The organism is Nitratiruptor sp. YY08-10 (assembly GCF_016629565.1).
GTDB lineage: Bacteria > Campylobacterota > Campylobacteria > Campylobacterales > Nitratiruptoraceae > Nitratiruptor.
Map to the genome: position 1 here is coordinate 1,336,050 of NZ_AP023057.1, position 21,374 is coordinate 1,357,423.

Annotated in this window: 27 protein-coding genes; 14 read left to right on the forward strand and 13 right to left on the reverse strand. The window is 38.9% G+C overall.

Translation table 11 applies throughout. From position 1 onward, the window contains the following. On the forward strand, nt 1–543 hold the full coding sequence (gene hpf, locus JG735_RS07155; RefSeq protein ID WP_012082726.1) for a ribosome hibernation-promoting factor, HPF/YfiA family: 543 nt from the start codon (nt 1–3) through the stop codon (nt 541–543). Here the strand turns inward: hpf and recG are convergent. Genes recG through JG735_RS07215 form a run of 12 tightly spaced genes read right to left on the reverse strand, consistent with a single transcriptional unit; the run spans nt 540 to nt 9,875 of the window. Further along, entirely contained in the window at nt 540–2,333 is a 1,794-nt protein-coding gene (recG, locus tag JG735_RS07160; RefSeq protein ID WP_201334388.1) for an ATP-dependent DNA helicase RecG, read from the reverse strand. The two genes, hpf and recG, sit on opposite strands and share 4 nt — an antisense overlap. After that, a complete protein-coding gene (locus JG735_RS07165; protein WP_201334389.1) occupies nt 2,330–3,571 on the reverse strand; it encodes a pitrilysin family protein in 1,242 nt (413 codons plus the stop codon). Before JG735_RS07165 ends, recG begins: the two co-directional genes overlap by 4 nt. Nucleotides 3,572–3,612: 41 nt before the next feature. Beyond that, complete coding sequence (locus tag JG735_RS07170) at nt 3,613–4,659, reverse strand: dehypoxanthine futalosine cyclase (protein WP_201334390.1); 1,047 nt, start codon at nt 4,657–4,659, stop codon at nt 3,613–3,615. Continuing rightward, a complete protein-coding gene (locus JG735_RS07175; RefSeq protein WP_201334391.1) occupies nt 4,656–5,198 on the reverse strand; it encodes a Uma2 family endonuclease in 543 nt (180 codons plus the stop codon). Before JG735_RS07175 ends, JG735_RS07170 begins: the two co-directional genes overlap by 4 nt. After that, on the reverse strand, nt 5,179–5,598 hold the full coding sequence (nusB, locus tag JG735_RS07180; RefSeq protein WP_201334392.1) for a transcription antitermination factor NusB: 420 nt from the start codon (nt 5,596–5,598) through the stop codon (nt 5,179–5,181). The genes JG735_RS07175 and nusB overlap by 20 nt, the downstream gene beginning before the upstream one ends. Continuing rightward, nucleotides 5,598–6,062 carry a 6,7-dimethyl-8-ribityllumazine synthase gene (gene ribH / locus JG735_RS07185; protein ID WP_201334393.1) on the reverse strand — a complete coding sequence of 155 codons (465 nt, stop codon included), beginning with the start codon at nt 6,060–6,062 and terminating at the stop codon, nt 5,598–5,600. Before ribH ends, nusB begins: the two co-directional genes overlap by 1 nt. Further along, nucleotides 6,063–6,482: a DUF86 domain-containing protein gene (locus JG735_RS07190; RefSeq protein ID WP_201334394.1), complete on the reverse strand. Its 420-nt coding sequence runs from the start codon at nt 6,480–6,482 to the stop codon at nt 6,063–6,065. Beyond that, the gene (locus JG735_RS07195) at nt 6,472–6,843 is read right to left on the reverse strand and encodes a nucleotidyltransferase domain-containing protein (protein WP_201334395.1); all 372 of its coding nucleotides are present in this window, start codon (nt 6,841–6,843) and stop codon (nt 6,472–6,474) included. The genes JG735_RS07190 and JG735_RS07195 overlap by 11 nt, the downstream gene beginning before the upstream one ends. Further along, entirely contained in the window at nt 6,836–7,636 is an 801-nt protein-coding gene (kdsA, locus tag JG735_RS07200; RefSeq protein ID WP_201334396.1) for a 3-deoxy-8-phosphooctulonate synthase, read from the reverse strand. Before kdsA ends, JG735_RS07195 begins: the two co-directional genes overlap by 8 nt. Beyond that, entirely contained in the window at nt 7,633–8,169 is a 537-nt protein-coding gene (locus tag JG735_RS07205; protein ID WP_201334397.1) for a Uma2 family endonuclease, read from the reverse strand. Before JG735_RS07205 ends, kdsA begins: the two co-directional genes overlap by 4 nt. 1 nt (nt 8,170) lies before the next feature. Beyond that, a complete protein-coding gene (locus tag JG735_RS07210; protein ID WP_370583472.1) occupies nt 8,171–9,019 on the reverse strand; it encodes a DMT family transporter in 849 nt (282 codons plus the stop codon). A gap of 22 nt (nt 9,020–9,041) precedes the next feature. Continuing rightward, entirely contained in the window at nt 9,042–9,875 is an 834-nt protein-coding gene (locus JG735_RS07215; RefSeq protein WP_201334399.1) for a DUF3108 domain-containing protein, read from the reverse strand. Here JG735_RS07215 and JG735_RS09800 point away from each other — a divergent pair. From JG735_RS09800 to JG735_RS07265, 10 genes are read left to right on the forward strand one after another with little or no spacing between them, the layout of a single operon-like run. Beyond that, the gene (locus tag JG735_RS09800; protein WP_236583920.1) at nt 9,834–11,792 is read left to right on the forward strand and encodes a mechanosensitive ion channel family protein; all 1,959 of its coding nucleotides are present in this window, start codon (nt 9,834–9,836) and stop codon (nt 11,790–11,792) included. The genes JG735_RS07215 and JG735_RS09800 overlap by 42 nt on opposite strands. Next, nucleotides 11,789–13,174: a ribosome biogenesis GTPase Der gene (gene der, locus JG735_RS07225; RefSeq protein ID WP_201334400.1), complete on the forward strand. Its 1,386-nt coding sequence runs from the start codon at nt 11,789–11,791 to the stop codon at nt 13,172–13,174. Before JG735_RS09800 ends, der begins: the two co-directional genes overlap by 4 nt. 11 nt (nt 13,175–13,185) lie before the next feature. After that, nucleotides 13,186–14,178 (forward strand): tryptophan--tRNA ligase, encoded by a 993-nt coding sequence (gene trpS, locus JG735_RS07230; protein WP_201334401.1) that lies wholly within the window; start codon nt 13,186–13,188, stop codon nt 14,176–14,178. Beyond that, entirely contained in the window at nt 14,162–14,506 is a 345-nt protein-coding gene (locus JG735_RS07235) for a nucleotidyltransferase domain-containing protein (protein ID WP_201334402.1), read from the forward strand. Before trpS ends, JG735_RS07235 begins: the two co-directional genes overlap by 17 nt. Next, complete coding sequence (locus tag JG735_RS07240; protein ID WP_201334403.1) at nt 14,476–14,859, forward strand: HEPN domain-containing protein; 384 nt, start codon at nt 14,476–14,478, stop codon at nt 14,857–14,859. Before JG735_RS07235 ends, JG735_RS07240 begins: the two co-directional genes overlap by 31 nt. Further along, complete coding sequence (locus JG735_RS07245) at nt 14,856–15,203, forward strand: DUF190 domain-containing protein (RefSeq protein WP_201334404.1); 348 nt, start codon at nt 14,856–14,858, stop codon at nt 15,201–15,203. The genes JG735_RS07240 and JG735_RS07245 overlap by 4 nt, the downstream gene beginning before the upstream one ends. After that, nucleotides 15,200–15,586 (forward strand): fluoride efflux transporter CrcB, encoded by a 387-nt coding sequence (gene crcB / locus JG735_RS07250; RefSeq protein WP_201334405.1) that lies wholly within the window; start codon nt 15,200–15,202, stop codon nt 15,584–15,586. Before JG735_RS07245 ends, crcB begins: the two co-directional genes overlap by 4 nt. After that, nucleotides 15,586–15,816 (forward strand): hypothetical protein, encoded by a 231-nt coding sequence (locus JG735_RS07255; RefSeq protein WP_201334406.1) that lies wholly within the window; start codon nt 15,586–15,588, stop codon nt 15,814–15,816. The genes crcB and JG735_RS07255 overlap by 1 nt, the downstream gene beginning before the upstream one ends. Continuing rightward, entirely contained in the window at nt 15,816–16,784 is a 969-nt protein-coding gene (locus JG735_RS07260) for an amidoligase family protein (RefSeq protein ID WP_201334407.1), read from the forward strand. Before JG735_RS07255 ends, JG735_RS07260 begins: the two co-directional genes overlap by 1 nt. Further along, a complete protein-coding gene (locus JG735_RS07265) occupies nt 16,757–17,410 on the forward strand; it encodes a gamma-glutamyl-gamma-aminobutyrate hydrolase family protein (RefSeq protein WP_201334408.1) in 654 nt (217 codons plus the stop codon). Before JG735_RS07260 ends, JG735_RS07265 begins: the two co-directional genes overlap by 28 nt. Before the next feature lie 31 nt (nt 17,411–17,441). On the opposite strand, the gene JG735_RS07270 is transcribed toward JG735_RS07265, so the two are convergent. Beyond that, nucleotides 17,442–17,828: a hypothetical protein gene (locus JG735_RS07270; protein ID WP_201334409.1), complete on the reverse strand. Its 387-nt coding sequence runs from the start codon at nt 17,826–17,828 to the stop codon at nt 17,442–17,444. Nucleotides 17,829–17,956: 128 nt separating this feature from the next. On the opposite strand from JG735_RS07270, the gene serS reads away from it, so the two are divergent. From serS to JG735_RS07285, 3 genes are read left to right on the forward strand one after another with little or no spacing between them, the layout of a single operon-like run. After that, nucleotides 17,957–19,201 (forward strand): serine--tRNA ligase, encoded by a 1,245-nt coding sequence (gene serS, locus JG735_RS07275; RefSeq protein WP_201334410.1) that lies wholly within the window; start codon nt 17,957–17,959, stop codon nt 19,199–19,201. Nucleotides 19,202–19,209: 8 nt separating this feature from the next. After that, nucleotides 19,210–20,574, forward strand: a complete 1,365-nt coding sequence (locus JG735_RS07280; RefSeq protein ID WP_201334411.1) for a mannose-1-phosphate guanylyltransferase/mannose-6-phosphate isomerase — start codon at nt 19,210–19,212, stop codon at nt 20,572–20,574. Further along, nucleotides 20,575–21,363 carry an ABC transporter permease gene (locus JG735_RS07285; protein WP_201334412.1) on the forward strand — a complete coding sequence of 263 codons (789 nt, stop codon included), beginning with the start codon at nt 20,575–20,577 and terminating at the stop codon, nt 21,361–21,363. It abuts the gene before it with no gap. Nucleotides 21,364–21,374: the final 11 nt, after the last annotated feature.

The window sequence follows — 21,374 nt, forward strand, 5'->3', positions numbered from 1 at the left end:
ATGGACTATTTGCATATCTATGGCAAAAATTTTGATCTCACCGATCCTATCAAAACATACATTCAAGACGCAGCAGATTCATTGATGAAGCTCAATCTCGATATTACAGGCATCAATGCAACCGTTTCGGCTGACGAGCGAAACGGGAAAAAAGGCTTTACCTTTGAATTTGACATTCATGTGGCAAAAAAAGGAAATGTAGTTATCACACAAAAAGACAAAGATGTCTACGCTGCTATCGACCTTGCTCTTGCACGTGCAAAAAAAGTACTTCGACGATACGCAGACAAAATCAAAAACCACAAAAATATCTCCTTGGAAGAGATCATGGCAGCGCCTATGATTGAAGAAGAGATTCAAGAAGCGCTCAACTACACTGATGAAATCGTTCCGACACCGTTTGATATCGATAAACCTGTTACCATCGAAGAAGCGGCTGAGATTTTGAAAAACTCTAACAAACATTTCATTGTTTTTGAGGACAAATCCGGAAAGACAAGAGTCCTTTATAAACGAACAGACGGAAAACTAGGTCTATACTAAGAGGATGAGGATAACTCCTCCAGCCTCTTTTTCGCCTCTTCTACTATCGCCTTATCCAAGGCCATATGGAGCCATTTGAAGGTTTTTCCACTCTGCTCGCGTCCATGAATGATATCTCCGCTTTTTCGATACATCAGATCAAGTTCTGCAATCTCAAAACCATTCGTGATCGAAGCAAATTTTTGAAGCCTCTCATTCTTAGCATCGTTTGTGTATAAAAAGCAGTAGCCTTTGAGTCCGGTTCGTGATACACGGCCACGAAGCTGATGAAGCGTCGCAAGTCCAAGATTTTCAGCTCCAACAATCACAATGGTACTCAGTCTTGGCAGAGATATCCCCACCTCTATCACTGTTGTCGCTAAAAGAATGTTCCCATGTTCTCTAAATTCTTTCAACACCTCCTCTTTCTCTTTATCTTTTCCATGCGTCACATAAACTCCATCGAAATAGCGCATCCAAAAATCTTTTGCCTCTTGCAATGATTTATACCCGTACTTTTCACTCTCTTCTACCAGTGGATATACAACAAGTACTTGATGCCCTTTTTGCACTTCAGACTTGATATGTCCTAAAAGCTCTTTAAAAGAGTCTTTGGAAATCACTTTTGTTGTGATTTCCTTTTGAAAAGGCATCTCTTTGATCAAAGAATAATCCACCAAAGCGCTTTGCATCATCGCTTTTGTTCGAGGAATAGGCGTAGCAGAAAACTGGAAAAAGTGTGGTGATCCCTCATTGCATTCCACCATCTTTTTTAAAAGATTTCTCTGATTTGTGCCAAATCGATGCTGTTCATCCACCATTACCACTGTTGCCTGTGGCAAATCGGTATACAAAAGTGCGTGAGTACCGATAAAAAAATGGGCATTGTGATCAAAATCCTTGTTCGTTGAAGTGACCAATGCTATGTTCATCTCTTTTGGCAAAAACTTTTTGGCTTCCTGGTAGAGCTGATCTGCCAAAATCGTCGTAGGGGCCATAAGAAAGGTTTTGTTGGGATAGTTCATAAAAGCCGTCGCAAACATCACTAGACTTTTTCCACTGCCCACATCACCTACTATAACTCTTCTAGCAGCTACCTCTTTTTTCAAATCGTTATAGATATCATATATAGCTTTTTTTTGATCGTTTGTCGGCTCAAATGGCAAAGTAGATAAAAAAGGTTCAGGATCTTGAGCATATTGCGCGATACTTTTTTGATAAACTCTTTTTTGTTTGAGATTTTTCATGTAGGAAAAACTCTCGGCATATTTTAATGCATCGAGATATTTTCCAGTTATAGTTCCTTCTTGTCTCCAAGCCTCATAAAATGCTGCGTCTGGATAGTGAATCTGTAAAAGCAGTTGAACGATCTCTTCAGGCAATCCTTCTTGCAAAAGATTCTCTTTAATAAGATACTTCTCTTTCAATTTTTCAAAGATATCACCACGTATTGCAATCCGATACTGAGGAAAAATCCTGCCTATTTTGTAATTTGCCACTTTTTTGGGTTGGATGATTTGAAGTTTTCCGTAACTCTTTTGCACTTTGCCTTCGATATATAATCTGTTTCCACTCTGAAACGTCTGCTTATGATAGGAAGTTGTGTGAAAAAAGATGAGTTCAATGTCTTGATTACGATTATGCGCATACGCTATCATTTTTACAAACTTTGGATGTTTTTGCCAAGAGCGTATCGTCACATCAAAAAGATTTTCTAATCTATAGTCACGATAGGAAAAAGGGGCCTGCAAAGCGAAAGAGATGGCATCATAGATGCCAACTTTACGGAGTCGCTCTTCATGTATGGTCATTTGGTTACAATGGAAAAGCTGAGTTTTTCTATCTCTGGATGGTTGTGGATAAAGGTATTGAGGGTTTTAAGATCAAGATTTTTGATTTTTTCAAGATCTTCTTGGGAACTTCCAAGGGGTTTGCCTGCATAAAATTCGCCAAAGGCTCTAGAGAGTCTTTGTGAGAGTGTCTCATTGCGCAAAGGCTCGCTTCCTAAAATAAACTTTTTTGCACTCTCTAACTCTTTTTGAGTGACACCTTTTTCAACAAAATCTTTTACGACCTCTTTGACAAGTTCCTTGGCTTCACCGGCACTTTCGAGCTTAGTTTGCAAATATCCTGTAAAGTAGCTGTTGCTTTTGTTGATTCTGGCCAAAGAGTATGCCGAATACGCCAAGCCTCTTTTCACACGAATCTCTTCCATCATACGACTGCCAAAACCGCCACTTCCCAAAATAAACATAGCCACTTTGCTGATATAAAGATCTTTGCTGTCTATTTTTTCATGATATGGAGCTCCAAAATAGATATAGGCTTGCTGAATCTCTTTTTCATGCTGGATTTTCTCTTTTTGCTTATCACTTGCTTCATAAAATGGCAAAGGCTCAATCGATCCCGTTGGAAGCACTTTCAAAAGCGTTTGCAACTCTTTTTGCAACTTCTCAAACTCGATATCTCCACCCGCAACAATAATCACTCGCTTCAATACAAGATGTTTTTGTATGAATTGCTCAATATCGGCTAATTGCATCTTCTGTATACTCTCTTCGGTGCCGTCACTGGGATTTTGCAAAGGGGTACCCTCAAAAAGAAGTTTTTTGAGATTGACGCTGGCAATGTAGTCGTAATCACTCTTTTTTCGCGCAAGATAGCCAAGTGTATTTGTCTTGACTTTAGCAAGTGTCTCTTCTGTAAGATTTGGCTCGCTCAAAAGCTTTTGAGCCAAGTTCAAGCCATAACCCAGCTGCTCTTTGAGACCACTGAGTTCCATCACAAGCGTTTCCGTACCGGCATGGACACCAAATCGAAGGGCTCTATTTTCCAACTTTTGTGCAAAGCCAACATTGCCAAGTGTTTTTGTCCCTTGAGAGAGCATTCTTGCACTCATTTTGGAAAGACCTGGTAAATCACCATCTTCAATGCTTCCGCTTTTTAAAAAAACAATCTGCATCGATGCTATCGGCAAACTTGTATCTTTTTCAAAAATCACTGGAATTTGAACATTGTTTACTTCTATATGGCGAAGTTCTGCACTCATCAATACCCCTTGTAGTAATAAAATCACAAATAAAACAGTTCTCATTCATAGACCTCCAAAATCTCGTAGGCCGTATTTCTTTTTGCAGGAATCTCCCCTACATCTTTGATAAGTCGAATCATTTCTTCCTGGTTCATTCGATTTTGTGCACCTGCAGCTTTGACCACATTCTCTTCCATCATCGTGGATCCTAAATCATTCGCCCCATATAACAGAGCTAATTGACCGATGTAGCTTCCTTGCGTTACCCAGGAAGACTGAATATTTTTAAAATTATCCAAAAAGAGTCTACTGACTGCAAGAAGTCTCAGATAACGGTTTGAACTTGTTTTATGCGTTACAACGCCACTTTTTTGCAAAGCGGTATTATAAGGTTGAAAACTCCACATGATAAAGGCACGAAATCCGCCCGTCTCATCTTGAAGATCACGTATCTTCTCCCAGTGTTCAACTATCTCTTCATCGCTTTCCACCGTTCCATACATCATCGTTGCCGTTGTTTTCATCCCAACTTCATGAGCAGCCTTATGGATATCGAGCCACTCTTGGCTGGAGAGTTTTTTTGGACTGATAATCTCTCTGACGCGATCGCTTAAAATTTCGGCTCCTGCTCCAGGAATGGAGCTCAGTCCCTTTGCCTTGAGACGCTCTAAAACCTCTTTGTAACTGAGCCTGCTTACTTTGGCAATGTAGCTAATCTCCACTGCGCTAAATCCATGAATGGTAATTTGTGGATACTTTGTATGAATATGCTCAACCAAATCTTCATAATAATCAATTTTGAGTTTTGGATGGACACCTCCCTGAAACAAAATCTGCGTTCCTCCAATCTCCAAAAGCTCCTCTATTTTTTGATCAATCTCATCATAACTCAAAACATATGCATCCTCATCTTTTGGCTTTCTGTAAAATGCACAAAAATCGCAATCTACCCAGCAGATATTGGTATAGTTGATATTGCGATCGACGATAAATGTTGTAATTTTTTTTGGATGCAGTTCTCTTTTTTTTGCTAAAGCCATCTGCCCTAGCTCAATCAAATCAGCATTTTTGATGAGATCCAACGCCTCACGTTTACTCAGTCTCATTCCACTCCTTCGAAAAATGCACTTACATCCACCTCTTTGCCGATACATTCAACCTTCATTTGCATATTTTCAGCATAGTTTCCAGCAAATTGATACTTTTTCCCCTTCAAAACAAACCGCTCCACTACCTTATACTCAGGCTCAACGATAAAATACTCCTTTATCCTGGCACACTCATATAAAGCTAGTTTGTCAGTTTTGTCTTTGGATGCGGTTGATGGACTTAAAACTTCAAAAATCGCGCATGGAAGCTTCTCATCTTCACAAAAGAGCATGACATCGGGCTGCACTACATTCACCGATTCTACACTTGGATCGAAACTGCATCGAAGTTTCAAATCGTATGGTGCAACTCTTGGCTTACATTGGCTCTCATTTTTAAGAGTAATAGCTATATTCAAAACTACATCTTGATGCTTGGCACTAGCTCCTGCCATCATATAGATGCGGCCAAAGATAAGCTCAACACGCTCTTTTGTCGTTTTGTCAATCTCCAAATAGTCTTGGTAGGTATAGTTTTCAAGCTTCCTGGCTTCCACGTTTCACCTCTTTTGCGATTGCATCCAAAACGCCGTTGATAAATTTTGGACTTTGGTCAGTCCCCAGTTGTTTGGCAAGTTCTACCGCTTCGTTTATAACGATAGCGGGATCAAGGTCGGTATAAAGCAGCTCATATACCCCCAAACGCAAAATTGCTCGTTCTATATGCCCTACTCTTTCCATATCCCACGATTCAAGATGTTTTTTGATCGCTTGATCTATCGTTTCAAGATGCTCAACTGTTCCTTTAAAAAGCCCTAAAGCAAATTCTCGTTGCTTGTTTCGAATCTTTTTTTCTTCCAAAATATCTTCGGCAAATTTTTTGATCTCAGGATTGCCCAAATCATAAGCATATAAAAGTCCAATAACCGCTTCTCGTGCCTGATGTCGTGTTGCCATTACAACCCTTTATATAGATCAATCAGCTCAATAAGCCCCGTCATCGCTTCAAACCCTTTGTTACCGGCTTTGCTCCCGGCTCGCTCAATGGCCTGTTCGATCGTATCGGTTGTCAAGACACCAAACGTCACCGGTTTTTGATATTTTAAAGTGGTATTCGCTATTCCTTTTGTTGCTTCAGCCGCCACATAGTCAAAATGAGGCGTCGAGCCTCGTATAATCGCCCCCAAACAGCAGACACCGTCATATTTTTGTGCTGAAAGTACCTTATCCAATGCAAAAGGAAGCTCGAAAGCTCCAGGAACCAAAATAAGATCTAAATTCTCTTCATTGCCACCATGCCGTAAAAAGGCATCTTTTGCCCCTTCAACGAGTCTGTCGGTAATAATATGATTGAATCTGCTAGCTATGATCGCAACTTTCTCACTACCATCAAGTTTTAATTTTCCTTCTATGATTCGCATCTACACTCCTATTTTGTGTTCTATTTGCTCAAGAAATATTTTCACATCATCAAGATTTTCTTTCATCGCTTCACAAACTCTGATTTTATCAACCTCTTCATATTGAGGAGCAAGAAAATTTCTAAATTTTGCAATAGCAGCAAATTTATAGGCGAACTCCTTTTCAAGAACGCCAATATCACCAAGACGATAAATAAAACCGCTGTAACTATCTGGATATCCAGCATTTTTATATCTGCATACTACTTCAGCCAATCGCAATACTCTATCACTTAGTAAATAGAGATTATACAACAAGGCATCACCTATAATTTTACTTTGCATTGCTTCATGACATCTCTCTTTATATTCTTCTAAAAATTTCAGATTTTCTCTGATTTTATAGATTCGTTCACTAATATTTTGTAGATCAATACCCATAAATCACTTTCGTATGATTGATAAAATCGAGAGCCTGGTGATATTTTTGTAGTTCCCATTCTTCTCTTGTTGGACTATCTTTCAATACTATCCCTTTTTGAATAATCTCTTTGATCAATCTAAGATTATGTGTTTGTGACAAATCCACAACTTCAACCTCATCGAACTTCAAAAGATAACTCAATTGTGCCATGAGTTCCATGACATTACACTTTTTTGAACACATCACAGCAATATCTATATCACTCAATGAAAATGCTTTATCGCTAGCAACAGATCCAAAAAGGTATGCAAATTTGATTTCTTGTTTTGTCGAAAAATAGCTTTTCAATTTTTCTACAATTGTACTCTTATCAAACATGCAATGCTCTTTGTATTTTGAAAATATCATCTACTATTGCTTCAAGCTCATTTGGCGTTACCATATTTGGTCCATCACTCAAAGCGCAGCTTGGATCATAGTGCGTCTCAAAGAAAAACCCATCCACTCCCACTGCAGCTGCTGCTCGTGAAAGTGGAGCAACAAACTCCTTGTTACCGCTGCTTTTACCACCTGCGCCTCCTGGCATCTGCACCGCATGGGTTGCGTCAAAAATCACTGGAGCAAAATCTCTCATGATGACCAAACTTCGCATATCAACTACCAAATTTCTATACCCAAAACTGGTTCCCCTCTCAGTCAACCATACACCGGCCTCTTTACTTGTTTCATAATCAGCAGTTTCTACCCCTCTTGTTTTTAAAACTTTCAAAACACTATATTTCATATCTTCAGGATGCATAAACTGCCCCTTTTTAATGTTTACAATTTTATCTGTTTTTGCAGCCGCTACAAGCAGATCCGTTTGGCGACATAAAAAGGCTGGGATCTGAATCACATCGGCCACCTCAGCCACTGCCTCTACCTGATAGCTCTCATGCACATCTGTTAGGATCTTATATCCAAAATCGGCCTTGATTTTGGCTAACATCTCTAGCCCCTTTTCCAGACCTGGCCCCCGATAGCTATCAAGACTTGTTCTGTTGGCCTTATCGAAACTGGCTTTAAAATAAAAATCAATCTGCTTTGATTTATGATATTTTTTCAAATCTGCTGCAATGATCTCCAGCTGCTCCTGACTCTCTATAACGCACGGTCCCGCTATCAAAATCATGTAAACACCCTTTTAAAATCAATTGAAGCTTCACACCCATTCCACTGCATATCCACTTTCCCTTCCTTCTCAAAATATCCCAAAAGCTCAAATTTTTTGCCTTTGTTGTAAAACACTTCTGCAACCTCTCGTTTCGGATTGATCACCACATAATAGTGCACACCGGTTCTTTCATACAACTCAAACTTGGTCGTCAAATCTTTATATGCTGTCGCTTCACTGAGCACTTCTACTGCCACCGGAGGTGTTTTCGTAAAGTACTGTTCTTGCGTCTCTTCGCAAAAGATAGCGACATCGGGCTGCACAACAGTATCTTCATTCACCTTCCAATCGATAGGAGAAATAAAAACCTCACACTCCTTACACTCCATCGTTTCCATCAACTCTTTTGCTGTTCTAAGTAATAACCGTTGATGCTTTGGATACGGCGCTGGACTCATCGCATACGGGATACCATCAATCAGTTCCCATCGTCCCTCCCACTTTTTATAATCTTCATAAGTGTATCTATCCAAAAGCTCCAATGCCGCCATCCTATTTCCTTGCTACAAGTATTCCACTGATAACTATCAAGATTATACCCAAAATCTTGACAAACTCTGGGATCGGATCCCCTAAAAACAACAGGCCAAACAGGATAGAAAAAGCGATGTTGCTATAACTCACCGCCCCAACAATACCGGCTTTTGTCACACCATAAGCTTTGGTCATGAAAATTTGTGCAAACGTTGCCAAAACTCCCATTGCAACGATCTGGATCCAAAGCACTCCTTTTGGCATCACAAATGAAGCAAACATAAAATCGAGTTCTTGACTCTCAATATATGGAGCTAACAGCATCAGTACCACGGGACCTATCGTCCCAACTCCCATAAAGGAAAGAACGATAGCCCGTGTGTCATAGTAGCGTTTGAGTTCACGCACACTCGTATACGCCAAAGCCGCACCCATGCCACTCAAAATTCCTAAAAGATCATATTTATCAAAGGGGGTACGAAAAGGATCGGTAATGAAAACAATGCCAAAAAAACCTAAAAAAACCGCTGCCCACTGACGTGGGCTCAATGCTTCATGCAAAAAGATAAACGCAAAGATAGCTGTCCAGATAGGAGAAGTTTTTGAATAGGTCATCGCTTCACCCAAAGGAATATGGGCAATATCGTAAAAAAACATCAAAAGCGCCAAAAAACCGATAAATCCACGAAAAAAAAGCAGCCATGGCCTCCCACCTTCATGCGTCATCGGTGTATGAAGCAGCGAAGCACCGACCAACAATACTCCAAAAACGTTCCTGAAAAACACCACTTCAAGGCTTGGAAGATTTTGGCTCAGAAGCTTTGCAAAGACCCCCATCCCCGCAAACAACACAGAGGCGATGAGCATATACAAAACACCTTTGTCGAGTCTACTCACGCACCTCCTTTTTGACTAAAATACCTTTTACATCTCCAAAAAAGATCACATCTTTCAAAAGTCCTCGTTTTGCGATGCCATCTTTGTTCAAAACGATATACAAAAGCCCCTCTTTACTCGCGAATATTTTTTGATAGAGTTTCACCGCAAGATAGAGCCCGTCAACCTTTAAAAGCTTTTCTATTTTTCTTTTTGATTTGCCCTGCAAGATATCGACGTCGATTTTCCCTTCCTGTTCTGAACCCCCTACCGCTTGAAATTTGTAATGGAGTTGATTTGGCTTGAGATATTTTTGCAGATTGAAATAGAGTGTCAGCACATCATTGTCCGTAAAATAAGGCAGTAATTCTTTATGTTTAACATGAAATTTGCCGTACTTGTTTTTATCGGTATAAAGAACGATTTTCTTGTTTTTGTAATCAAATGTATATTTCTTATAGTCTCTTCTTTTTGTTGTCTGTCTGATGCGATAAAAGATTTTTGGTCGAAGAAGTCCATTTTGCACAATAGTTCCTTCACTTCCATACTCTTCCACTCTTTTGTGAGAAAAGAGCTTGGCCATACCGACAGCTTTGGCTTTGATCAAAATCTTATAATTAGTGGCATTGCTTTCATAATGGGCATACACTTTTCCCACAGTTCCAAACAGACCAAAAGTCACTTTATATTCGGCATCGATTGTTTTTGCAAAGAGTATGACAGTGCAAAAAAGAACGGTATAAAAATAACGCATATCCCCAGCTTTTTTTGATAAAATTGTAACAAAACTTTTGAAAGAGCAGCGATGCCGAAAATTATCTTCATATGCCTTCTTTTTTTTGTTCATCTTTTTGCTTTGGACATCAATGCTTCTTTGGAACAGCAAAACAATCCAAAAGTTTTTGAAACTCTTTTGAAAGATCTCAATCAATCATCACCAGATTACAAACTGCAGCAAACTCTTATCAAAAAAATCATCGATACACTCCAATCCAAACCGACTCTGGTCCATGAAAAAGATTTTTCCATAAAAAACGATACACAATTTATCGCTACCTATCAAAAGATTAACGATCTTTTAGCAAAAGCATATGAAAAAAAGGATGCAATAAAGCATCTTAAGGACCAACTTGACGATATTGAAGAAAACATACAAAAAGATCCTACAAATGTCACGTTAAAACTGGAAAAGATCTATTACAAAAAACTGCTCTTGGCCCATCAAGCTTTTATCGACGCCGTTTTCAAGCACTATCCCCAGTGGCTCGACAGACTTCTTGCAAAACTGCGATTCATCGATTTCAAGCTTCCACCTAAAAAAGCGGTAGAAAAAATCGAAAAAAAGATCGCATATTTAGAAAAAAAGATCAAAAAGCTCTCCATTGAAAAAGAGCGCTGGGAAATCTTGGAAAACAGCAACAAAGTATCGTATCTCCAAAAACTTCTTTTGGCGCAATTCAAAAAGAAAGAGAAACTCATTCACGATTGGCTCAGATTAGAGTTTGAAACGTTTTTTTCCTATTTGAAAAAGCGCTCTTCAAAAGCACTGCACATATCACAAACGATCAAAAGCTATGTCCAAAAACACTCTTCCAATCCCTATATACCGGTTTCCCTTGATACATCTATGCTGTATATGCTCAACAAACAGATAGGCAACTGGAAAATACAGTTCGCTCAGATCAAAAAGGAGGTCACTCTCTTTGCTACTACCAACACATTTTTAGGTATGCCTCTGTATAAATTTGCCGAAGGCTTGGGAATTTTCCTGCTTTTTTTGCTTCTTAGAAAAGTCTTTACCTTTTTTGTTCTCAAAATTATCCACAAAATCGCCAAACTCACTACAACAACCTTCGATGACAAACTCTTGGAAATTATTGAAGGACCACTCAAGTTTGCTTTCATCATTCTTGGTTTGTACTTTGCCTTCTTGGTTATGGATATAGAAAATGAAGTTTTCGATAAGACACTTAAATCTTTAATCATTTTTGAAATTTTTTGGATTTTTTACAATATGGTACATGTCCTGGATGAAACAATCTATAAATTCGCCAAGCGGTTCGGAAGAGAACTCTATCGTGAAATCGGCGCATTTTTTATAAAAACATTGAAAATTTTCATCCTTGCCATTGGCTTGGTCTCCATTTTACAGGTTTGGAATATCAACGTCAGTGCATTCTTGGCTTCACTCGGACTTGGTGGTTTGGCATTTGCACTAGCAGCCAAAGATACGGCAGCCAATCTCTTTGGAGGCCTTAGCATCTTGGCCGATCGAGCTTTAAAAATCGATGATTGGATCAAAGTAGGCGACGTGGAAGGAACGGTAGAAGATATTGGCCTGCGCACCACAAAAGTAAGAACCTTTGAAAAATCCCTGGTAACCGTTCCAAACCAGATGATTGCCAACAACCCGATAGAAAACTTTTCAAGGCGCAATATCAGACGCATCAAAATGCGAATAGGCCTTGTCTACTCTACAACACACGAGCAGATGCATAATATTTTAACAGATATTCGAAATATGCTAAAATCCCATCCAGGAATTGCAAAAAAAGCTACTTTGCTTGTCAATTTTGACGAATTTGAAGATAGCAGTCTGAGCATCTTCATCTACTGTTTTACCAATACGGCTGATTGGGCAAAATATTTAGAAATCAAAGAAGATATCAACCTAAAAATCATGGAAATCGTTCAACGAAACGGTAGCGACTTTGCATTTCCGAGCGAATCGATATACATAGAAAAGATAGCGGAAAAAGAATGAAAAAAATAGCAATCATAGGAAAACCAAACGTTGGCAAAAGCAGCCTTTTTAATAGAATCCTCAAGCAGCGTGACGCCATTGTAAGCGAAACGGAAGGCACTACAAGAGACGTAAAAAGGCGTATTGCGCAAATTGGTGAAAAAGAGGCTGAAATTTTGGATACTGGGGGAATCGAAGATAGGGATGAGCTGTTTGAAAAGGTGAAGCAAAAAAGCCTTGAAGCTGCCAAAGATGCCGATATCATCCTGTACATGGTTGATGGGAAGAAACTCCCTGATGAAGAAGATAAGCAAATTTTTAGATCCTTGCAAAAACTTGGCAAAACAATTGCCCTTGTTGTCAATAAAATAGACAATGACAAAGAAGAAGAGAATGTCTGGAATTTTTACGAGTTTGGCACGCAAGAGATTTTCCCTATTTCAGTCAGTCACAATAGAAAAGTAAAAAGACTTCTTGAGTGGGTGGAAAAGCAGCTTCCTAAAAAAGAGACTATTGAGTTACAAATCGATGAAGAGCCGGATTTTGATGAGCTTTTAGCCATCAATGAGGGAGAAAAAAAGCAAGAAGAATCGAATGAAATCAATGTAGCGATTCTTGGACGCGTCAATGTTGGAAAAAGTTCTTTGCTAAATGCTTTACTCAAAGAAGAACGTTCTATCGTGAGTGATATTGCCGGTACAACCATCGATACCATCGATGAAAGTACGATTTATAACGATAAAGTGATCACTTTTATCGATACTGCAGGAATTAGAAGAAGAGGCAAGATTGTTGGCATCGAAAAGTATGCCCTGAACCGAACCCAGAAGATGCTAGAACGAGCCGATGTGGCACTTTTGGTACTGGATGCGAGTGAAGGAATAACAGAACAGGACGAAAGAATTGCAGGCTATATCGATAAATATAAACTTGCGTGCATCATCGTTCTCAATAAATGGGATATTGCAAAAAAGAGCTATGAAGAAGCTGTCAAAGAGGTTCGCGACAGATTCAAGTTTTTAAGCTATGCACCCATCATTACGCTCAGCGCCAAAACAAGGAAACGGGTAGACAGATTGTATGATTTAATTGTAAAAGTCTACCAAAACTACTCCACATGGATTCCAACAGGACAACTCAACCGAGTTATCAAAGAAGCCCAGATTCGCCATCAAATTCCATCATACAAAGGAAAACCGGTTAAGATTTTATACGCTACGCAGTATGACACAAAACCACCCAAAATCGCCCTCATTATGAATAGACCGGAGGGTCTGCATTTTAGCTACAAACGCTATTTGGCAAATGTTTTGAGAGAGAATTTCGATCTTGAAGGCACCCCGATTATCCTTCGTCCAAGAAAACGGGGTGAACGAGAAGAATATGAAGAAGAAAGCTACTAAAGGAGACTATTTTGCGAATTGTCAGTGGAATGAGACCGACTGGGAAACTGCACCTCGGACACTATCTAGGTGTTTTAAAAAACTGGGTAAAATTGCAAAAGAAAAATGAATGTTTCTTTTTTGTTGCAGATTGGCATGCCCTTTCTACCAGTTATGAGGATAAATTGAATCTAAAACATTTAAGTATAGAACTGGTAAGAGACTGGATAGCAGCTGGGATCGACCCGCAAAAAAGCATTATCTTTATCCAAAGTGCAATCAAAGAACATGCTGAGCTGTATGTACTGCTCAATATGATCACACCCCTTGGATGGCTAGAGCGAAATCCAACCTACAAAGACCAACTTGCCCAGATCAAAAACAAAGATATTCATACAGCAGGATTTTTGACCTACCCAGTTCTACAAACGGCAGATATCATCCTTTATGATGCCCAGGCGGTTCCCATCGGAGAGGATCAAAGACCACATCTTGAAATCGCTAGAGAAATCGTACGACGTTTTCATCACCTTTTTGAATGTAAGGTTTTTACTGAACCAAAAGAGCTTTTAAGCCCTACTCCAAGACTCCCTGGACTTGATGGCAGAAAAATGAGCAAAAGCTACAATAACGCCATCTTTTTAAGCGATACACCAGATGAAGTATGGAGCAAACTAAGAGTTGCAAAAACTGATCCACAACGAGTCAAACGAACTGACCCAGGAAATCCTGAAGTCTGCCTCATTTACGATTATCATAAAGCCTTCAGCGATGAAGAAACGATAAAAAAAGTGGAAGAAGGGTGCAAAACTGCAGGTATTGGCTGCGTGGAGTGCAAAAAATGGTGCGCTGCAGCGATCGAAAAGGTACTAGAACCGATGCGCGAGCGAAGGGAGAGTATCAGTGATGAAGATATCGCTATAATACTTCAAAAAGGTGAGCAAAAAGCCAAAGAAGAAGCAGCAAAAAAGATGCAAGCAGTCAACAAAGCTATTTTTGAGGTACGTTGTGAACAAAATAGTTAAACAAATTGTACAAAGATTACAAAAGGATACCGTACTAATCATCCTTTTTGGTTCATACGCAACCAACACTCAACATTCACATAGCGATATTGATCTTTATATCGTAACAAATGATAAACAATTTCCAACAACTTGGCAGGAAAAAAGTAAGATATATTTGCAAGTTGCCAAGAAAGTAAGCGATCTTCAAAAAATTGTTCCAATAGATCTGATTGTCCATACACAACCAATGTATAAAAAATTTGTCGAACTTCAAAGCTCTTTTAGCAAAAAAATATTGAATGAAGGCATTGTTTTATGGGACAAAATGTCGCTCAGGAATGGCTAAATGCTGCACAAGATGATATCTTAGTGATAGAAGAGATCATCAGCAATCCACATTTAACTCATATGGTGGCATTCCATGCACAACAAGCTATCGAAAAGTGTCTCAAGGCTTATTTAGAAGCGAAAAAAATGGAAGTCCCTAAAATACATAAACTTGAAACTCTTTTCCAAAGAACTGATATACCCTATGACCAAGAGACAATAGAACTTTTAGACGCATTATACATAGAAGCTAGATATCCAGGAGATCTGGGACTATTGCCTACCGGAAAACCATCTTTGGAAGAAGCAAAAAGATTTTATCAGTATGCTAAAAATACCCTTCAAACAATTTCACAAAGGATTCATTCATGAAGCGCTATCTTGGAAACAGAAAAGTACTGAAAATCTACATCGATAATGATGACAGACTTGACGGAAAGCCTTTATGGGAAATGCTCCTTAAAGATGCCAAAGAGTATGGCCTTGCCGGTGCCACGGTGTATAAAGCAGCAGCTGGAATGGGAGCACATAGTGAACTCCACTCTTTCAATGTCTGGAGTATGAGCCAAACTCTTCCGTTGATCATCGAATGTATCGATACAGAAGCGAAAATAAGAGGTTTTTTGACTTCGATAGAGCCTCATTTGCAAGAAGCACTCGTCACGCTGCAAGATGTAGAAGTGCTTCTTTATAAACATCCAAAGTTTGAGCAATGAACTTCTCAGTCATTTTTGCGGTGGGCATAGGAGGCTTTTTTGGAGCAATTTCCAGGTTTCTCATTGCCACCTGGATGCAAAAAATCACCCATTCTCTTTTTCCAGTTGGCACCCTTACTGTCAATGTTCTCGGAAGTTTTATCATCGGTTTTTTGTATATGTACTTTGAACAATCCATCAATCCGCTCTATAAAGCAATGCTCATCACTGGATTTTTAGGAGCACTAACAACATTTAGTACCTTTAGTTTAGAAACCTTTTTGATGATCCAAGATGGGCTATGGATTAGGGCTTTACTCAATATTCTTTTAAATGTAACATTGACAATATCAAGTACATTTGCTGCTATAATACTTTTCAAAAAAATATACGGAGGATTGTAATGTATAAAATCGTTATGGATAAGATGTGTGGATGTGCGAAAAAAGATGAGACGTTACATGAAAAGTGGCTTGATAAGAGCTTTGCGACAAAAGAGGAAGCTGAGTTAGAAGCGCTGAGACTTGCAAATCACGCCAATGCCAACTGGTGCAAAAAGCACAGATTTTATGCCTATGAAGAGGGAGATGAGATTAGAATCTCAGTGGAGATGAGCTGTCCCAAAGAGATTTGATGTTTCAACTGCCTCCCATTGTAAAAACATCTGATGGAAATATCAGAAGAGCCGGGTTTGAGATTGAATATACCGGTCTCAAACCGGTCCAAACGGCACACATCATCCAAAAGCTTTTTGACGGTAAAATAGAGGTAATCGATGAATATGAAACCCGTATCAAAGAGACAAAATTTGGCAACTTTTCTATCTATCTCGATTCTATCTATTTGAGAAAAACAAGCAGTCACTATCTTTTCAAAGATTTCGATCTTTTCAAAGAGTTGATCTATTCCCTTTCAGAATTGGTCATTCCTTATGAAATTGTTACTCCTCCTATCCCTTTTGACAAGTTACGTTCTATGGAAGAGCTCAAAGAGTCTCTTCGAAAGAACGGGGCATTAGGAACGAGTGCCTCCGCACTCTATGCTTTTGGCATGCATATCAATATCGAAACACCCTCTTTTGAAGTGGTATCCATTTTAAACATTTTACGAAGTTTTGTTTTGCTTCAAGATTACATCATGCAAACAATCGATGTAGATCTGACCAGAAAACTTACCTGGTTTATCGAGCCGTTTGACAAAGAGTATATCGATCTTATTCTTGATTTTGCATACAATCCCTCTTTAGAAGAATTTATCCAAGATTACATCTTCTACAATCCTACAAGAAATAGAGCTTTGGATCTTTTGCCGCTGCTTGTATATATCAATCCTGATATCAAAAAGCAGCTTCCTGAACAAAAGCTGGATCCAAGACCCGCTTTTCACTACCGTTTGCCCAATTCAAAAGTAGATGAACCGAACTGGAGTATTGCATTTGAGTTCAATCAGTGGAGTCTTGTGGAAAATGTAGCATTTGAAAAACAAAAATTGTATGATCTGATGCACGAATATTGGGAGTTTCAACACACACCACTGTGGTTTATTACAGATCTATGGATTGAGAAAGTACGAAATTGGCTCGCAAAAAACAGATTGTCGTAACAGGAAGCAGATATAAAAACCGAAACAGCTGGCTTTTTATCCATTTTTTACTCAAACTCTTCCATGCAAAACCAATCTTTATCCATCCAGATAGTACTCTACCAAAAGATTTCGATGCTCTATTGATTGGCGGCGGAACGGATATCTGCCCAAAAGAGTACGGCCTTCACCAAGAATGGCCATGTGAAGAAAAAAGAGACAAAATAGAACTGGAGCTGTTTCACCAGGCCTTTGATAAAAAGCTACCAATCTTTGGAATATGTAGAGGAATGCAACTCATCAATGTCGCGCTGGGAGGTTCGCTTCATCCAAATGTTGAGGACCTGGATCTAGAGTATCAACACCCTTATACACCATTTCCTTTACAAACTATCACGATACTTCCTCATACAAAACTCTATTCCATTCTACAAACCTCCACTATAAAAGCCAATGCTTTGCATCATCAGGCCATCAACGTCCTTGGCAAGGATCTTCGTATAGCTGCAAAAGATCGAAACGGCATCATCCAAGCAATTGAGCATGAAAAACTTCCGATTTTAGGAATACAGTGGCATCCAGAATATCTTCCTTATATGCATCCACATAGAAAGTTTTTTAAGTATATTGTTAATACTTTAAAATAAAGACTATCAATGTACAATTTTTGCCTATTTTTTACTTCACTATCTTTTCAATCAAAGCTATAAAATTTGGATTAAACAGAGTCAATGCGAATATCGATATACCTATAAGTACTTTTAAAAGCAGAGTGTTTTGTCTAATCTCGGCACGAACTTCATTGATCTCGGCCCGGACTTCATTAATCTCAGCTCTGACCTCATTAATCTCCGCTCGAACAAACTCTTTTGTAGCAAGTTCATTTCTTAATTCATTATAGAGTTCAGCCTTAAGACTCTCTTTTTTTTGTGTTATCTCTTTTTGACTTTCTTGTTGGATAATATCTAAAAACTTCTCGATGGTATTGACTAACTTTTCTGCACTCTCTTTTCCCACATTTTTCGCTAACTCCTCAAAAAGCTCTCTTGGTATAGTGTAGTGCATTTTTGCCTCTTTTAAGATAATTTCAATTTATTATAGCAAAATCAAAATTCTGAATTTTTTATGATTCTAGTTCAAACCTTTAAAAGCATATTTGCACTATAATTACAAAAACAGTTTTGGAGGCGATTTTGATCGATCTAAAAGCATTGGAAAAAGATTTTGACACGATTGCAAAAAGACTGCAGACAAAAGGTGTAGAAGAGAAAGTTTTGGCTGAACTCAAAGAACTTTTTGAAGAGTACAAAAAAGAAAAAACTTTCCTGCAAGAGCTTCAAACCAAACAAAACTCTCTTTCTAAAATGTTTGGCCAGTATAAAAGAGAGGGTAAAGATATCAATGAACTGAAAAATGAACTTGAGATCAATAAAGGCAAAATTGCAGCACATCAAGAAGTAGTAAGAGATCTTGAAGAAAAACTCAAAAATATCGCTCTTACCATACCAAATCCTCCCGATCCCGATGTTCCTGTTGGCGAAGATGAAGAGGACAATGTGGTTCTCAAAAAGATTCTTGAGCCAAAAAAATTTGATTTTGAACCAAAAGAGCACTGGGAGCTAGGTGAAAAGCTCGGATGGATCGATTTTGAAAGAGGCGTAAAACTTGCTAAAAGCCGCTTTAGCGTACTGAAAAAAGAGGCAGCTAGATTGGAGCGAGCCCTGATCAATTTCATGCTTGATCATAACAAAGAATATGGCTTTGAAGAGGTCTGCGTCCCTTTTATGGCAAACAGTGCAACCCTTCTTGGAACGGGCCAACTTCCGAAATTTGAAGAGGATCTTTTCAAAATTTGCGATGAAGATCTCTACATGATTCCAACAGCTGAGGTCCCGCTGACAAATCTCTATAGAGATGAGATCATCAAGGATTTGGAAGATCCTATCAAGCTCACAGCCTATACGCCATGTTTTCGAAAAGAGGCTGGAAGCGGCGGACGCGATGTGCGGGGAATGATACGTCAACACCAATTTGACAAAGTGGAACTCGTTGCCATAACAAGACCTGAAGAGAGCGACAAAGTCTTTGAGGAGATGGTAGAATGCGCAAGTAGTTTACTTACAAAACTTGGGCTTCCGCACCGCCATGTAATGCTTTGTACAGGTGATCTTGGTTTTAGCGCGGCCAAAACGATCGATCTTGAAGTGTGGCTACCAGGACAAGGAAAATATCGAGAAATCAGTTCTATCTCAAATACACGAGATTTTCAAGCTCGCCGGGCACAGATCCGTTTTAAAGATGGCAAAAAAAACAGACTCGTCCATACCCTCAACGGTTCAAGCCTTGCAGTTGGCCGGACACTCATCGCCATTATGGAAAATTATCAACAAAAAGATGGTACTATTGCAGTGCCAAAAGTTCTTCAAGCGTATCTATAGGAGAAAGTGTGCATAACATCATTTTATGTGGCGGGAGCGGGACAAGACTGTGGCCATTAAGCAGGAAATTGATGCCAAAACAGTTTGTCAAACTGTTTGACAATCACTCACTGTTTCAAAAAACGCTTCAAAGAAATGCACCTTTTTGCAAAGAGGCACATATCATTACAAACAAAGAGCACTATTTTATCGCTTTGGATCAGATAGAAGAGATAGACTTTTTACATAAGAAACATAGATTCATCCTCGAGCCTTTTGGAAAAAACACTGCTCCCGCTATTGCATTTGCCTGTTTCGATCTAGACCCAGAAGAGTTGGTATTTGTTACACCATCAGATCATCTGATCAAAGATGTACACTCATATAAAAAGACAATTGAGACGGCCAAAAAACTTGCCAAAGATGGAAAACTCGTTACTTTCGGTATCGTTCCCGATGAAGCCAATACAGGATACGGCTACATAGAAGCAGATGGAAACAGTGTTAAGCGATTTCATGAAAAACCGGACATGGCAACAGCACAAAGATATCTTGAAACAAATAAACAGAACTTGCGATATTTTTGGAATGCCGGGATGTTTCTCTTTCAAGCAGGCACTTATCTCAGTGAACTTCAACAATATGCTCCAAAAGTATATGAAAATGCTCTCAAAGCGTATGAAAATGCTATAAATCAGCACAATATGCTTTCCATAAAAGAGCACTTTATGAATACAATCCCAGACATTTCTATAGACTATGCAGTGATGGAAAAAAGTGATAATATTGCAATGGTTCCAGCCGATATTGGATGGAATGATGTAGGGAGTTTCGATGCTCTTTCCCAAGAGCTTTCGGGAAGCGAAACAATCGAACTACAAAGCAAAAACAATTTTGCTCTTGCAGATAAACCTGTAGCGTTGGTGGACGTGGAAGATCTGATTATCATCGATACAAAAGATGCTTTACTTGTGACAAAAAAAGGCTCGAGCCAAAAAATCAAAGAACTTATTCCCAAAATACAAAAAAACTTCCCCCATCTCGCTTCCCACCACATCGAAGTACACAGGCCATGGGGTACATATGAGGTGCTTATCGAAGAGGACAACTACAAACTCAAAAAAATCATCGTCAAACCTGGGAAAAGGCTCTCATTGCAAAAGCATTACCATAGGAGCGAACACTGGATCGTAGTTAGCGGCACTGCTGAAGTCACTGTTGGTGACAAAACATACCTTGTGCGTTCAAACGAATCAACCTATATCAAACTTGGTGAAGTCCATAGACTTGCCAATCCCGGGAAAATTCCTGTTATACTCATTGAAGCACAGGTTGGCGAATATACGGGAGAGGATGATATTGTAAGAATTGAAGATGATTTTAGGAGAGCCTGATTGATACGAGCTGTCGCTCATAACTTCAAATTGAGCATAGAATTTGCCAGAAGAGATCTTAAAGAGCGCTATGCAGGAACCAGCTTTGGTCAGCTGTGGCTGCTTATCTCTCCTTTGATCAGCATATTTATCTATACCATCATCTTTTCAGATTTTATGAAAATGAAACTTGGCATCATAGAGAGTAAATATGCATACAGTATCTATCTCATTCCAGGACTTCTGACATGGAATTTTTTTTCTGCACTTGTGGCACGACTTTCCAACTCTATCTTTGAAAAAGCCCATATCATCAAAAAAATACCAATCCCCATGTATGTTTTTTATCTTTCTATTACACTGACAGAATTTATCATCTATGCCATATCCATGGTTTTGGGGATCCTTTTTTTACTCCTCGTCCATCAACCTATTACCTGGCAGTTTTTCACCCTTTTACCTTGTATGATGATTTTAGTATCTCTGTTTGGAATGAGTCTCGGAATCATTTTTTCTCTTTTCAATCCTTTTTTCAAAGATCTCAAAGAGGTCATTCCAATCATTTTGCAGCTTTGGTTCTGGATGACACCTATCATCTATGTTAAAGAAATGATCTATAATAAATATCCCTTTTTGGTGGATTACAACCCCATATACTATTTTATAGAACCGATGCAAAATATATTTTTGTTCGGAGATCTAAAAAGAGATATTGATGTAGCAATTGCTCTATCTTCTGTTTTCATGACATCTTTGTTGGCTATGTGGTTATACAAGAAGATGATTAAAGAGATAAAAGATATCATCTAAAAGCATGCGAG